This window comes from Streptomyces sp. NPDC090083, assembly GCF_044747445.1.
Classification (GTDB): domain Bacteria; phylum Actinomycetota; class Actinomycetes; order Streptomycetales; family Streptomycetaceae; genus Streptomyces.
In genome coordinates this window covers 169505-183516 of record NZ_JBIVED010000016.1, presented here as the reverse complement: position 1 = coordinate 183516, position 14012 = coordinate 169505, and the positions used below count along the sequence as shown (strand labels likewise).

Genomic DNA, 14012 nt, shown 5'->3' with positions numbered 1-14012 from the left:
ACGAAGTTTCCCTTCAGCAAGTAGCCAAGAAGACAAGCAAGTTGAGCTGGGCCGAGCCGAGCCGAGACGAGCCGCGTCCGGGTCAGCTTGGATCCCGGAAGACCTCCACCCCGCCCGCCGGTACCGCGACCCTGCTTCCGTCCGGCAGCACCACCTTCACCTCGCTCCCGGTGTGGTTCACCGCGAAGCGAAACGTCCCCGACTCGCCCTCCCGCACGACGAGTTCGACATCGCGCGGCAGCCCGGCCGGGGTGATCCCGGCGTCCGCGAGGGCGAGGCCCACCACGGCGGCCAGGTCGTCGCCGGTGAGACGCGTGGCCAGGTACCAGGCCGCCCCCGACCCGGCCGCGCGCCGCGTCAGCGCCGGGCCGCCGGACCCGCGCCCGCCCTCGAACCGGGCCAGGACCTCGCAGCCGTCGCCCGGCACCACGACCTCCGACCACAGGTCCGCCGTGCGCAAGGCGCCGTCCGCCGTCCGGACCGACACCGTCTCGCCCGGCAGCAGCGGGTCGAACTCCTCGACGGTCAGGCCGAGTACGTCCCGCAGTGCCCCCGGGTACGCGCCGGGATGCAGCGTGTCGTTCTCGTCGACGATCCCGGAGAAGAAGGAGACCAGCAGGGTCCCGCCCGCCGACACGTACCGCTCCAGGTCGGCGCCCGCACCGGCCGGCGCAGCGTACAACTGCGGTACCACCAGCAGCGGATACCGCTCCGGGTCGAGGTCGGCGAGTCCCGTCGGCGGCACGAAGTCCACCGTCAGGTGCCGGTCGTACAGGGCCTCGTAGAACGCGTCCAACCGCTCGCGCGCGTCCAGGTCCTGGCTCGGCCGCCACTCCAGGCTCTGCGCCCACCAGGAGTCCCAGGACCACACCATCGCCACGTCGCCCCGGGTCCGGGTGCCGCGTAGCCCGTCCCGGCCCAACTCCGCGACCCGCCGCCCCAGTTCGGTGACCTCGCGCCAACCGCGGTTGTCCGTACCGGAGTTCGCCAGCATCGCGGTGTGGAACTTCTCCGCGCCCGACGGCGACTGCCGCCACTGGAAGAACATCGCGCCCTCGGAGCCGCGCGCCACATGCCCGAGCGAGTTGCGCGCCATCTCACCGGGACGCTTCGCGGGGTTGTACGGCTGCCAGTTGACCCCCGACGTGGCGTGTTCCAGCAGCAGCCACGGGCCGCCGCCGGCCACCGAGCGGGTCAGGTCGGCGGCCAGCGCCAGGTTCACGTGGGTACGGCGGCCGTCGGTCATCAGGTAGTGGTCGTTGGTGACGAGGTCGACCTCCTTCGCCCAGGCCCAGTAGTCGACGCCCGGGCCCTGGCTCGGCGCGACCATGAAGTTGGTGGTGACCGGGACGCCGGGGGAGAGGCGGTGCAGGATGTCCCGCTCGGCGGTGAAGTTGGCGCGGGCCTGCGCGTCGGCGAAGCGCCGGTAGTCCAACTGCTGGGTGGGATTGCACACCGACGGCGTCGCGCGGGGCGGGGTGATCTCCTCCCAGTCGCCGTACTGCTGGCCCCAGAAGGCCGTTCCCCAGGCGTGGTTGAGGGCGTCGAGGGTGTCGTACCGCGCACGCAGCCAGTCCCGGAAGGCCGCCGCGCAGGTGTCGCAGTAGCAGGCGAGGACGGGGGCGCCGTACTCGTTGTGGACGTGCCAGAGGATCACGGCGGGGTGGCTGCCGTAGCGCTCGGCCAGTGCGGTCGTGATCGTGGCCGCCGCCGCCCGGTAGCCGGGGTGCGAGTGGCAGATCGCGCCCCGCGAGCCGAAGGCGAGGCGCACGCCCTCGCGGGTCACGGGCAGCGCGTCGGGGTGCGCGCGGTAGAACCACGCCGGGGGGACGACGGTGGGGGTGCCGAGGTTCACGGAGATCCCGGCCGTGTGCAGCAGGTCCATCACCGTGTCGAGCCACTCCCAGTCGTACGTGCCGGGGCGCGGCTCCAGGCGGGCCCAGGAGAAGACCCCGAGGGAGACGGCCGTGACACCGGCCTCCCGCATCAGCCGTACGTCCTCCTCCCAGACCTCCTGCGGCCACTGCTCGGGGTTGTAGTCACCTCCGAAGGCGAGCGGCAGACGGTCGTGCGGGGCGGGGGACGGCATGGGTTCACTCCCGGGGAATCGGCGACTGGGGCGACGGAAATGCTGCTGATTCTGTGATCGTGCACATGCAGGGATGTGGCGTCCAGCCGTCAGCAACAAGTAGGTAACCCCAGGGTTCATCCATTGACAAGGGTCCGAAACAATTCTCTACTGTGCACGGTCACAGAGCCGTGCGGGGCACGACGGGACATCCGATGGGACATCGGGGGCCGGCTCGCACTCAGTCAGGGGAGATGAAGATGTCGATCCACCGCCACCAGTTCAGCAGGCGCAGCATCCTTGCCGGGGCGGCAGCCGTAGGCCTCACGGGCACCCTCGCCGCCTGCGGCGGTTCCGACGACGACTCCGGCAAGAGCAGCGGGCCCGTCAAGCTGACCTACTGGTCCTGGGCGCCGAACATGGACAAGGTCGCCGCGATCTGGAACAAGAAGAACCCGGACATCACGGTCACCGTCTCCAAGCAGGCCGCGGGCAAGGACATCGTCTCCAAGCTGATCACCGCGAAGAAGGCGGGCAACGCCCCCGACCTCATCCAGGTCGAGTACCAGTCGCTGCCGACGCTGGTCTCCAACGACGTGCTCGCCGACATCTCGAAGTACGCGAAGTCCGCCAAGTCCCAGTTCGCGGACGGACTCTGGAGCATGGTCACGCTCGGCACCGACGCGGTCTACGCGATACCGCAGGACTCCGGGCCGCTGATGTTCTTCTACCGCGAGGACCTGTTCAAGCAGCACGACCTGACCGTCCCCGCCACCTGGGACGACTTCGCGAAGACCGCCCGCGCCGCCAGGAAGGCCGTGCCGAACGCCTACTTGACGACGTTCTCCTCCAACGACCCCGGACTGTTCGCCGGGTTGGCGCAGCAGGCCGGTGCCAAGTGGTGGACCGTGGAGAGCGGCGGCAAGTGGACCGTCGGCATCGACGACGCGGCCACGAAGAAGGTCACCGACTTCTGGGGCGGGCTCGTCCAGGAGGGAGTGATCGACAACCAGCCGATGTACACGCCGGCTTGGAACAACGCGCTGAACAAGGGCACCCACCTCGCCTGGGTCTCCGCCGTGTGGGCGCCCGGAGTGCTGGTCAGCTCGGCCCCCGACACCAAGGGCAAGTGGCGCATGGCCCCGCTGCCGCAGTGGAGCGCGGGCGAGGACGTCACCGGCAGCTGGGGCGGCTCCTCCACCGGCGTCTCCACCGACTCGAAGCACGCCGACGCGGCGACCAAGTTCGCCAACTGGCTGAACACCGACCCCGAGGCGCTCGCCGCCCTGGTCAAGGAGGCCGGCATCTACCCGGCGGCCACCAAGGGCCAGTCCGGCTCGGTCCTCACCACCCCCGAGTTCTTCCCGAACCAGACCGACTTCTACGACACGGCCGCCAAGATCGCCGCCACCACGGCGGCCTCCGCCTGGGGTCCGAACGTCCAGGTCGCCTACGACACCTTCAGCGACGCGTTCGGCACCGCCGCCAAGGCGAAGAAGGCCGCGCAGTTCGACACCGCGCTGGCCACCATGCAGGCGAAGACCTTCAGCGACATGAAGAAGCAGGGCTTCAAGGTGACCGAGGCATGACCGCCACTCCGCTCAAGGGCTCCGACCGCACGACGGCCGGGCCCTTGGCGGACGGCACCGCCACACCCGTCCGCCCCCACCGCGTCCGCCGTCGTGGCCGCAGCGCGCCGTACTGGTTCCTCGTACCGGCCGTGCTCCTGTTCGCCGCCTTCACCGTCGTGCCGATCGGGTACGCGGTGTGGCTCAGTCTCCACAAGGTCCAGGTCAAGGGCATCGGCCTCGGCAAGGGCGCCCGCCGGCAGGTCTGGAACGGCATCGGCAACTACACCGCCGTCTTCGAGGACTCCGAGTTCGGCCACAGCGTCCTGCGCGCCTTCGGCTACGGCCTGATCGTCATCCCCACGATGCTCGGCCTGGCCCTGGTCTTCGCGCTGATGCTGGACACCCCGCGGGCCCGCAGCGCCACGTTCGCCCGCCTCGCGATCTTCCTGCCGTACGCCGTCCCCGGCATCATCGCCGCCCTGATGTGGGGCTTCCTCTACCTGCCGACGGTCAGCCCCTTCTACTACCTGCTCCGCGAGTTCGGACTCCCGCAGCCCGACCTGTTCGACGGCGGCAACCTGTACCTCTCCTTCGCGAACATCGCGGTGTGGGGCGGCACCGGCTTCAACATGATCGTCATCTACACCGCGCTGCGCTCGATCCCGCAGGAGATCTACGAGGCCGCCCGCATCGACGGCGCCTCCGACCTGAAGATCGCCCTGCGGATCAAGATCCCGATCGTGATGCCGTCCCTCGTGCTCACGTTCTTCTTCTCGGTCATCGCCACCCTCCAGGTCTTCACCGAGCCCATGGCCCTCAAGCCGCTGACCAACGGCCTCTCCAGCTCCTGGAGTCCGCTGATGGCCATCTACGACGCGGCCTTCCTCAGGTCGGACATCTACGGCGCCTCCGCCACCGCCGTGGTGCTGGCCCTGGCGACCTTCGCGCTCTCCTTCACGCTGCTGCGCGTCTCCGACCGCTACACCCGGGAGGACCGGGCATGACCCCCCTCACCCTCACCGCCACCGACGCCCGCCCGGGCCCCGCCCGGCGCAGGCGCACCGCGTGGGTGCCCACCCTCGTGCTGATCCTCGGCTCGCTGTACTGCCTGATCCCCGTGGTCTGGGTGGTCATCGCCGCCAGCAAGGGCCGCGGCGAACTCTTCTCCACGTTCACCTTCGCGCCCGGCACCGGCTTCGCCGACAACCTCAAGCAGCTCAGCTCGTACCGGGACGGCATCTACTGGCAGTGGATGGTCAACTCCCTGTTCTACGCGGGCGGCGGCGCCCTCCTGTCCGCCGCGGTCTCGGCCGCCGGCGGCTACGCGCTCGGCCGATTCGCCTTCAGGGGACGGGAGTTCGTCTTCAAGCTGATGCTGGCCGGCGTCCTCGTCCCGAGCATCGTGCTGACCGTCCCGCAGTACCTCCTGCTGTCGAAGCTCGGCCTGGCCGACTCCTACTGGTCGATGCTCCTCCCGTCGATCCTCTCCCCGTACGGCGTCTACCTCGTCCGCATCTACGCGGCCGCCTCCGTCCCGGGCGAACTCCTCGAAGCCGCCCGCATGGACGGCGCGAGCGAGTGGCGGATCTTCTCGCGGATCGCGGTGCCGATGATGATGCCCGGGCTCATCACGGTGTTCCTGTTCCAGTTCGTCGGCATCTGGAACAACTTCCTGCTGCCGTACGTGATGCTCGCGGACGACAGCAAGTTCCCGCTCACGCTGGGCCTTTACACCCTGCTCAACCAGGGCGCCTCCCAACCCGCGCTCTACACCCTGGTCATCATGGGCTGTTTCCTCGCGATCCTCCCCCTGATCGCGCTGTTCCTGGTGATCCAGCGCTTCTGGTCACTGGACCTGCTGAGCGGTTCGGTCAAGGCGTGAGCGTGAGGCGCAAACCCCCCACCATCCACGACGTGGCCCGGGAGGCAGGGGTCTCCCGGGGCACCGTCTCCCGGTTCCTGAACGGCGGCCACTACGTCTCACCGGCCGCCCGCACCGCGGTGGAGACGGCGATCAGGAAGACGGGCTACGTCGTCAACCGGCACGCCCGCTCGCTGAGCACCGGCCGGTCGGACTCGGTGGCGTTCCTCCTCACCGAGCCGCAGGAGAAGTTCTTCGAGGACCCCAACTTCAATGTCCTGCTGCGGGGTTGCACCGAACACCTGGCCCGCCACGACATCCCGCTGCTGCTGATGCTGGCCTCGTCGAAGGACGACCGCCGCCGCCTCACGCGGTACATCACCTCGGGCCACGTCGACGGCGTCCTCCTCGTCTCCAACCACAGCGGCGACCCGGTGGCGGCCGAACTCCGGTCCGCGGGCATCCCGTTGGTGGCCTGCGGCAAACCCCTGGGCACGGCCTCCAGGTACAGCTACGTGGCGGCGGCCGACCGCGACGGCGCCCAGGAGATGGTCCGCCACCTCATCGCGCGGGGCCGCCGCCGCATCGCCATGGTCACCGGCCCGCTGGACGCCCCCGGCGGCCCCGACCGGCTGGCGGGCTACCGGGACGTCCTCACCGAAGCGGGCCTGCCGCACGACCCGGCCCTCGTGGTGGAGGGCGACTACCGCCGCGCGGGCGGCGAGGCGGCGGCACGGTGTCTCCTCGCCCGGGCCCCGGACATCGACGCGGTCTTCGTGGCGTCCGACCTGATGGCCCTCGGAGTGGTCGACACCCTCCAGAAATCCGGCCGTTCGGTCCCGGACGACATCGCTGTCGGAGGCTTCGACGACTCGGCCGCGGCCACCTCCATCACCCCGGCCCTCACGACCATGCGCCAGCCCTACGACCGCATCAGCGCCGAGATGGTCCGCATGCTCCTGGCCCAGATCGCCGGCGAGGACACGTCCGGCGTGATTCTGCCTACGGAACTGGTGGTACGGGACTCGGCATAACGGTCGTAATTGTCAAACCAACCGGAACTCGGGTTAACGCATGTGAAGGCAGCAGCCGTCCGGTTCGTGTCGAGTCGGTGGGGCTTTCCATCCGTATTCTCTGATCATGGCCGCACCCCTCGCATATGCACTGATCGCCACCGACCTGGACGGGACGCTGCTGCGCGGCGACGACACGCTCTCCGACCGGTCCCTCGCCGTGCTCGCGCGGGTGGCGGCGGCCGGCGCCCGGCATCTCGTCGTCACCGGCCGGCCCGCGCCGAGGGTGCGGCCCCTCCTCGACGACCTCGGCTCCAAGGGCCTCGCGGTGTGCGGACAGGGCGCGCAGTTGTACGACGCCGGCGCGGACCGTCTGCTCTGGTCGGTCACCCTGGACCGGGAGTTGGCGGAGACGGCGCTCGGCAAGATCGAGGCGGAAGTGGGCCAGGTGTACGCGGCGGTCGACCAGGACGGCGTCGACGGCCTCACGCTCATCGAGCCCGGCTATCTGATGCCGCACCCCACGCTCCCCGCGGTGCGGGTGGGCCGGCGGGACGACCTCTGGTGCGAACCCATCAGCAAGGTGCTGCTCCGTCACCCGGACCTGGCGGACGACGAGTTGGCGGCCACGGCCCGCTCGGTGGTGGGTTCCCTGGCGTCGGTCACCATGTCAGGACCCGGCACCGTCGAACTCCAGCCACTCGGCATCACCAAGGCGACGGGCCTGGCCCTGGCCGCCCGGCACCTGGGCCTGAGCCCCGCCGACACCATCGCCTTCGGCGACATGCCGAACGACATCCCGATGTTCGACTGGGCGGCCCACGGAGTGGCCATGGCCAACGCCCACCCCGAACTCAAGGCGGTGGCCGACGAGGTGACGTCCTCGAACGAGGACGACGGCATCGCGGTGGTGCTGGAAAGACTGCTCGGCTGAGCCCTGAACGGCCCCGCAGGGGCACGTTCAGGGGCGCGGGGCTGTGACGACGACCCGCCGTGGCCGGCCCGACGGTCCTAGTAGGCGCCGTACACGTTGTCGATGGAGCCGTAGACCGCCGCGGCGTAGTTGCACGCGGCCGTGATGTTCGCGACCGGGTCGTACGGGTCGAACGACGTCCCGGCCACGTGGTACGCGTTGAACGTCGGGTCGATCACCTGGAGCAGACCCTTCGACGGCGTGCCGGCCGCCGCGTTGGAGTCCCAGTTGTTGATCGCGTACTGGTTGCCGGACGACTCACGGATCACGTTGCGGTAGATCCCGTTGTACGTACCCGGAATCCCCTTCTGCGCCATGATCGCGAGGGACTCGCGGATCCAGCCGTCGAGGGTGTTGGGGTACCCGGCGACCGTGGTGGAGGTGGTCGACGTGGTGGCCGCGGACGCGGTGGTGGCGCCGACGATCGGCAGGGCCAGGATCGCCGCACCGGTGCCGGCGACGACGACGCGGCGGACGAGGCGGGCACGGCGGGACTGAGCGGTTGCAGGCATGACGAGGTTCCTCTCCGTCGCCTGCGAGGTGAGCTGTCGGGTTCGGGCTGGGAGGTGCCCGGCCGCGCCCTTGCGGACGTGGCTTAACCCCTAGCCGTCCCGGTCGCGTGACCGGTCCGGCGACTTACCTGGTTCCCCCGCTCCTGCCGTGCGAGAAGTTCGTGACTGGGATGCCGGGCGGCGGCAGGATTCGGCGTTCCGCTCGACAGGCCGGGAAACTATGCGAGAGCACATGTCCGGAACAAGTGGCGGAATCACACCTCACCCCTATTGACCTTGGTCTGAGGCGTATGGGGCACTTGATCCTTTGCGTGAGCCAAGGGTCAACTGTCCATCGCCGCAAGGAGAAACGCGGGCAGGCCGGGACACAGGCCGCGCACAGAAACGCGTGACCCAACTCACGGCGAGGTGAAGAACGGCAAATCGGGCATTCAACCTCAACTGGCAGTTCTCGGAATCCTTTTCTCCCACGTGCGATGGAAGATCACTTCTTCGCCCTCGGTGCAGATGACCTCATTCGAGGTGAGAAAGTCCGTTTCGTCGCACGTGATCTCCGACCGGGTCCGCACCCTCGTGTCCCAGCCCAGCTCCGGCCGGTGCAGCCGGATCGACCACTCCGAGCGGGTGCGCGCGGACAGCGGATCGGACGCGTCGATCGTGTACGCCTCCACCGCGTCCTCGGTGAACTCCAGCCCGTCCGGATACACGCGCGTACCGCCGTACCGGGGGTCCACTTCGAGCCGCCACTCGCCCTTCGCCACATCCCGCACGACCAGCCGCTCGGGCCGCGGTTCGTCCAGCGTGGCCGGGTAGTTGACCCCGAGCGGCTCCGCCTCCTCCGGTTCCTCGAAGTGCACGGTCTCCGTCAACTCCTGCTCCCGCACCGGGAGTTCGAGCGCACTGCCCTCGGGGTCCAGCGTGAAGCCCGCCGCGGACTCCGGCTGCGGCCAGATCCACGGCCAGTACGCCGACGACACCGCGAGCCGGATCCGGTGACCGGGCGGGAACGCGTGCCCGATGCCGTTCAGCTCGAAGGTGACGTCCTCGGCGGTACCCGGCGTCCACGGCACCGCCCGGTCCCGCCCGTGCCGCGCCGACAGGTTGAGCACACCCCGGGTGACCAGGGTCGAGGAGCCGTCGGGGGCGACGTCGCAGAGCCGGGCGACCACCTGCCCGCGCGGCACCTCGCAGGTCAGCCGCAGCCGCACCCTCGGCCGCCCCAGCACCCAGGTCTCGGCCGGCACCTCGAACTCGAAGCACGCCGACCGCGCGTCCTCGTCCCGCTGGTCCGGCGGCAGGTCGGCGTCGTTCCCGAAGGGGAAGAACCGGCCCGCGTCGACCCCGGTGTGCATGGGCGAGCGGACGACCGCGGGGGCGCCCCGGAGGCCGTAGGTCGTCGTCTTCACGTGCGGCGAGGGCCACGCGGGTTCGCCGACCCAACGGCCCGGGAGGGTGTCGTAGACCGTGGCCGGTGGGTGGGAGTCGCTGACGTAGGCCCGCAGGACGGGGTCCGTCATGACGCCCGTGTCGATGCCCTTGAGGTGCTGGTCCCACCAGCGGAGGGTCTCCTGGAGGAAGCCGATCGCGGGGCCGGGCGGCAGGCCGCGGTCGGGGTACTGGTGCGACCAGGGGCCGATCAGGCCGCGCACGCGGTCCGGCGGGAGATGTGCGACGAGCCGGAGGACCGTGTCGCGGTACGGGTCGTGCCAGCCGCCGACCGCGAGGACGGCCGCGTCGATCGCGCCGTAGTCCTCGCAGACGCTGCCGTGCTTCCAGTAGTCGTCGCGGAGTTGGTGGGCGAGCCAGGTGTGGATGAACGGGTCGATCCGTTCGAGGCGCTCCAGCCACAGGTCCCGCCAGGCCGGCCCCGCGTACTGGGGGTCCGGCGGGCGGGCGACGAAGGCGAGCATGGTGGCCGCCCAGGCGTGCAGGTCGACCGCGAGGGCCGAACCGCCCATGTAGTGCACGTCGTTGTCGTAGCGGTCGTCGGTCGAGCAGACGGTGACGATCGCCTTGAGGGGTTCGGGGGCGAGGGCGGCGATCTGGAGGGAGTTGAAGCCGCCCCAGGAGATGCCGAACATGCCGACCCTGCCGGTGCACCAGGGCTGTGCGGCAAGCCAGTTGACGACCTCGACGCCGTCGGCGAGTTCCCGCGCGTCGTACTCGTCGCCGGGCAGGCCCTCGCTGTTGCCGTGCCCGCGCACGTCGACGCGGACGGAGGCGTAGCCGTGGCCCGCGTACCAGGGGTGGCGCTGGGCGTCGCGGGGCGCGGTCCAGTCGGTCAGGCGGTAGGGGAGGTATTCGAGCAGCGCGGGGACCGGCTCGTCCGTCACCGGGCGCCACACGCGCGCGTAGAGCCGGGTCCCGTCGGGCATCGGGATGCGGATGTCCTCGTGGGTCGTCTCGTGGGGGAAGGACGTACGGATGCGCATGTGGGGACCCCGCAGCTTCAGTGGACCGGGTGCATGGTGCGGCGCAGCCAGGGCGCGGCGGCCATCACGGCGAGGCCGGCGGCCACCGCGATGGCGCCGTTGACGCCGAAGTAGGCCGGCTTGGAGACGTCGTCGTAGAGCTTCACGGTCTGGGCCTGGATGCCGTTGGCGAGGGCGAGGGACAGGAACCAGAGGGACATGGTCTGGCTGGAGAAGGCGGCCGGGGCGAGCTTGGTGGTGGCCGACATGCCGGAGGTCTCCAGGAGGATGTCGCCGAGGCCGAGCAGGAAGTACGAGCCGACGATCCACCAGGCCGACATGCGGTAGGCGTCGCCGCTGTGCCCGCTGGTCGGCAGGACCATCAGCAGGAAGGACAGACCGCCGAGCACGACGCCGATCGCGATCTTGTTGGAGGCGTGCGGCTGGCGGCGGCCCATGCGGACCCAGAGCGCGGCGACCACGGGCGCGAGCCCGACCTCGAAGGCGCCGAGCGCGGAGGCGTACCAGCCGGCCGGGAAGTCGAAGCCGAGGATGGTGGTCTCGGCGTTCGACGCGGCCAGCAGCATCATCGTCGAATACGCCTGGAAGAGAATGAAGTTGAAGACCGTGGAGGCCAGGAACAGCACGATGTACGGGCGCAGCCGGCCGCGTTCCTCGGGGGTCACCCGCGGGCTCATGAACATCACCGCGAAGTACACGGCCGGCGCGACGACCGAGACGACGGTGAGCAGGTCGACGAAGCGGCCCATGGTCAGCCACCCGGCGAGGGCCAGCGCGGTCGCGAGGACGGCGGCCACCAGGATGCCGGCGACGATCAGCCGGACCGCGCGGCGCATCGCGTCCGGCGCGAGCGCGAACTCGGCGGTGTTCCTGCGCCCGGCCAGGTGACGGCGGCCCGCGACGTACTGGATCAGCCCGAAGGTCATGCCGACCGCGGCGGCGGAGAAGCCCCAGTGCCAGCCCCTGTGGTCGCCGAGCCAGGCGGTGATCAGCGGGCCCGCGAAGGCGCCGATGTTGATCGCCATGTAGTAGAGCGCGAAACCGGCGTCCCGGCGCTCGTCGTCGGTGCGGTAGAGCTTGCCGACCATGGTGGCCACGTTGGGCTTGAGCAGGCCGGTCCCGGCGCTGATCAGGCCGAGGCCCACCCAGGTCATCGTGGGGGTGGGCACGGCCATCGCGTAGTGCCCGCAGGCGATCAGGATGCCGCCCCACAGCACCGCGCGGTACGAGCCGAGGATGCGGTCGGCGAGCCAGCCGCCCGCGACCGAGACGAGATAGACCAGCGTTCCGTAGGCTGCCGACACGGACGCGGCCGTTCCGGAGGACATGCCCATGCCGCCGTGCGCGACGGTATCCGCGAAATAGAGAACGAGGATGGCCTGCATGCCGAGGAACGAGAACCGCTCCCAGACCTCCAGTCCGGAGAGCGTGAGCAGTCCCTTGGGCTGGCCGAAAAAGGCGTGGTCGTCCTTGGGTGGTGGTTCGTTGTCGGGCTGGGCTTCGAGCGCGGTTCGAGACACCATCCCCTACTTCCGCGTATGTCGATACATATCCGTTCTTATCAGGTGATCAAAAACATACCGGTCGTGATCCGATACCGCCCGTGCTGGACGGGTGGGCGGCATGGGTGATCGAAAGCCGACCGGATACGCTGACTTGAGTGATGCCAGCGACCTATCGACAAACCGTGTGACCGCCCAGGGACACCAGCAGACAGGAGACCCCTCGTGACCGTCGTCGGGCCGTTCGGGCTGAGCGTGCGGGACCAGGCTCTGGAAGCCGATGTCCAGGCCGGATTGGCGGCAGTCGAGGAGGGTCTGCTCGAAGCCACCAAGAGCGAGGTCCCCTTCATCACGGAGGCCGCCCAGCACCTCGTGCGCGCGGGCGGGAAGCGGTTCAGGCCGCTCCTCGTGATGCTCGCCGCCCAGTTCGGCGACCCGTACGCGCCGGGTGTCGTGCCCTCGGCGGTCGTCGTCGAGCTGACCCACCTCGCCACGCTGTACCACGACGACGTCATGGACGAGGCGGCCGTACGGCGCGGGGTGGAGAGCGCCAACACCCGCTGGGGCAACTCGCTCGCGGTCCTCACCGGCGACTTCCTCTTCGCGCGCGCCTCGCACACCCTGGCCGACCTCGGCCCCGAGGCGGTCCGCGTGCAGGCCGAGGCGTTCGAGCGGCTCGTCACCGGCCAGATCCTGGAGACCGCGGGACCGTCCGACGGGCGCGACCCGGTCGAGCACTACCTCGACGTGCTCGGCGGCAAGACCGGCTCCCTGGTCGCGGTCGCCTGCCGCTTCGGCGCGATGATGGCCGGCTGCGACGACACCGTCGTGGACGTCCTCACCCAGTACGGCGAGCGGCTCGGCGTCGCCTTCCAGCTCGCCGACGACGTCCTGGACATCGCCTCCGACGGCCACGAGTCCGGCAAGACCCCGGGCACCGACCTGCGCGAGGGCATCCCCACGCTGCCGGTGCTGCGGCTGCGCGAGCGGGCCGACCGGCTCGGCCTCGCCGAGGACATCGCCCTGTGCGAGCTGCTCGACTCCGACCTCGCGGACGACGCACGGCACGCCGAGGCCCTGGCCCGGCTGCGCGCCCACCCGGCCCTGGAGCAGGCCCGCCGCGACACCGTGCGGTACGCGGAGGACGCCCGCGCGGCGCTCGCCCCGCTGCCGGAGTGCGACGCGAAGGACGCCCTCCTGGAGATGTGCGACGCGGTGGTGCACCGGGCGGGCTGAGGTCCGCTCAGTAGCCGCCTCCCGTGCCGGAGGCGGCCTTCTCCATGGCCTTCGCCCCGCTGGGTGTCACCGCCCACCAGGTGCCGTCCACTCCCTGGCCGTGGGCCTCCTTCGGCCTGCTGTCCTTGTCGTACCGGTACAGGGGCCATCCGGCCAGCGTGAGCTGCGAGCCCCCGCCGGTGCGCTTCACCGTGGAGACGAGGCTCTTGTGGACGCCCTTCACGGTCACGGGACCCTTGACGGTCGCCGCGGGCCAGACCACGGCACAGGTGCCGTAGCAGCTGACCTTCGTGGGGTGCGCGGAGTCCGCGTCGAAGCGGTAGAGGACGTAGCCCTTGCCGTCGGTCACGACGGTGCCGAGCCTGGCGACCTTCGCGGTCATGAGGGTCGTCCCGGTGGTGGCCGCGGCGGGCGTCGCGTCCGAGGCGCCGCTCGCGCTGCCGCTGCCGCCGCTTGCGCAGCCTGCGAGTGTGAGGGCGAGGACCGCGGCGCCCGTGGCCGCGTATCCGGTGAGGTGTCCGGTGAGGTGTCCGGTGGTGGCGTGCATGGCGACCCCCTTGGTCGATGCGTCGGGCCCGCGTGGCGCGCCGGTGCGGTGTACCGGAGCTGTGTGCCGGCGCGGTGTGGTGCCTGTGGTGCCACCTAGTTGTACGTATTTGAGCCGAATGCGACTCGATGTGACGCGCATCACTTGGTGTCTTCGCCTCGAACCGCGGGGAACCCTTACGGGTCCGGGGAGTTGGCGGCTCCGGGTGTCATACCGCAGGAGTACATGGAGTTGCCTCCCGGGTCTGACGCTTACGAGTGGCGGATTTGGTCAGATGGAGAACACGGAAAACACCAC

11 protein-coding genes and 1 riboswitch are annotated in these 14012 nt (G+C 70.2%); of the genes, 6 read left to right on the top strand and 5 right to left on the bottom strand.

The features are described 5' to 3' along the window. Positions 1-82: 82 nt before the first annotated feature. A complete protein-coding gene (locus ACIPTO_RS39365) occupies positions 83-2089 on the bottom strand; it encodes a beta-galactosidase (RefSeq protein ID WP_401199999.1) in 2007 nt (668 codons plus the stop codon). Positions 2090-2322: 233 nt separating this feature from the next. Between ACIPTO_RS39365 and ACIPTO_RS39360 the strand changes: the two genes are divergently transcribed. The 5 genes from ACIPTO_RS39360 (at position 2323) to ACIPTO_RS39340 (ending at position 7447) form a co-directional block, all read left to right on the top strand. Further along, complete coding sequence (locus tag ACIPTO_RS39360) at positions 2323-3657, top strand: ABC transporter substrate-binding protein (RefSeq protein ID WP_401199997.1); 1335 nt, start codon at positions 2323-2325, stop codon at positions 3655-3657. After that, a complete protein-coding gene (locus tag ACIPTO_RS39355; protein ID WP_366324721.1) occupies positions 3654-4643 on the top strand; it encodes a sugar ABC transporter permease in 990 nt (329 codons plus the stop codon). Before ACIPTO_RS39360 ends, ACIPTO_RS39355 begins: the two co-directional genes overlap by 4 nt. Beyond that, positions 4640-5521: a carbohydrate ABC transporter permease gene (locus ACIPTO_RS39350; protein ID WP_366324723.1), complete on the top strand. Its 882-nt coding sequence runs from the start codon at positions 4640-4642 to the stop codon at positions 5519-5521. Before ACIPTO_RS39355 ends, ACIPTO_RS39350 begins: the two co-directional genes overlap by 4 nt. After that, on the top strand, positions 5518-6534 hold the full coding sequence (locus ACIPTO_RS39345; RefSeq protein WP_401199994.1) for a LacI family DNA-binding transcriptional regulator: 1017 nt from the start codon (positions 5518-5520) through the stop codon (positions 6532-6534). Before ACIPTO_RS39350 ends, ACIPTO_RS39345 begins: the two co-directional genes overlap by 4 nt. Before the next feature lie 106 nt (positions 6535-6640). Continuing rightward, positions 6641-7447, top strand: a complete 807-nt coding sequence (locus ACIPTO_RS39340) for an HAD family hydrolase (protein ID WP_366324727.1) — start codon at positions 6641-6643, stop codon at positions 7445-7447. Between the two features lie 77 nt (positions 7448-7524). Here the strand turns inward: ACIPTO_RS39340 and ACIPTO_RS39335 are convergent, their stop codons facing one another. From ACIPTO_RS39335 to ACIPTO_RS39325, 3 genes are all read right to left on the bottom strand, one after another. Then, positions 7525-7998: a transglycosylase SLT domain-containing protein gene (locus ACIPTO_RS39335; RefSeq protein ID WP_366324729.1), complete on the bottom strand. Its 474-nt coding sequence runs from the start codon at positions 7996-7998 to the stop codon at positions 7525-7527. A gap of 3 nt (positions 7999-8001) precedes the next feature. Next, a riboswitch (cyclic di-AMP (ydaO/yuaA leader) is annotated at positions 8002-8204 on the bottom strand. A gap of 231 nt (positions 8205-8435) precedes the next feature. Next, on the bottom strand, positions 8436-10430 hold the full coding sequence (locus ACIPTO_RS39330; protein WP_401199990.1) for a CocE/NonD family hydrolase: 1995 nt from the start codon (positions 10428-10430) through the stop codon (positions 8436-8438). A gap of 17 nt (positions 10431-10447) precedes the next feature. Further along, complete coding sequence (locus ACIPTO_RS39325) at positions 10448-11953, bottom strand: peptide MFS transporter (protein WP_401199988.1); 1506 nt, start codon at positions 11951-11953, stop codon at positions 10448-10450. Between the two features lie 204 nt (positions 11954-12157). On the opposite strand from ACIPTO_RS39325, the gene ACIPTO_RS39320 reads away from it, so the two are divergent. After that, a complete protein-coding gene (locus tag ACIPTO_RS39320; RefSeq protein ID WP_366324735.1) occupies positions 12158-13168 on the top strand; it encodes a polyprenyl synthetase family protein in 1011 nt (336 codons plus the stop codon). 7 nt (positions 13169-13175) lie between these two features. Here ACIPTO_RS39320 and ACIPTO_RS39315 read toward each other — a convergent pair whose 3' ends face one another. Beyond that, positions 13176-13715 carry a hypothetical protein gene (locus tag ACIPTO_RS39315; protein WP_366324737.1) on the bottom strand — a complete coding sequence of 180 codons (540 nt, stop codon included), beginning with the start codon at positions 13713-13715 and terminating at the stop codon, positions 13176-13178. Between the last annotated feature and the right edge of the window lie 297 nt (positions 13716-14012).

Excerpts from the sequence above, each read along its gene's own strand:
- ACIPTO_RS39365 (WP_401199999.1), bottom strand. The coding sequence starts at position 2,089 with ATGCCGTCCCCCGCCCCGCACGACCGTCTGCCGCTCGCCTTCGGAGGT.
- ACIPTO_RS39360 (WP_401199997.1), top strand. The coding sequence starts at position 2,323 with ATGAAGATGTCGATCCACCGCCACCAGTTCAGCAGGCGCAGCATCCTT.
- ACIPTO_RS39355 (WP_366324721.1), top strand. The coding sequence starts at position 3,654 with ATGACCGCCACTCCGCTCAAGGGCTCCGACCGCACGACGGCCGGGCCC.
- ACIPTO_RS39350 (WP_366324723.1), top strand. The coding sequence starts at position 4,640 with ATGACCCCCCTCACCCTCACCGCCACCGACGCCCGCCCGGGCCCCGCC.
- ACIPTO_RS39340 (WP_366324727.1), top strand. The coding sequence starts at position 6,641 with ATGGCCGCACCCCTCGCATATGCACTGATCGCCACCGACCTGGACGGG.
- ACIPTO_RS39335 (WP_366324729.1), bottom strand. The coding sequence starts at position 7,998 with ATGCCTGCAACCGCTCAGTCCCGCCGTGCCCGCCTCGTCCGCCGCGTC.
- ACIPTO_RS39330 (WP_401199990.1), bottom strand. The coding sequence starts at position 10,430 with ATGCGCATCCGTACGTCCTTCCCCCACGAGACGACCCACGAGGACATC.
- ACIPTO_RS39325 (WP_401199988.1), bottom strand. The coding sequence starts at position 11,953 with ATGGTGTCTCGAACCGCGCTCGAAGCCCAGCCCGACAACGAACCACCA.
- ACIPTO_RS39315 (WP_366324737.1), bottom strand. The coding sequence starts at position 13,715 with ATGCACGCCACCACCGGACACCTCACCGGACACCTCACCGGATACGCG.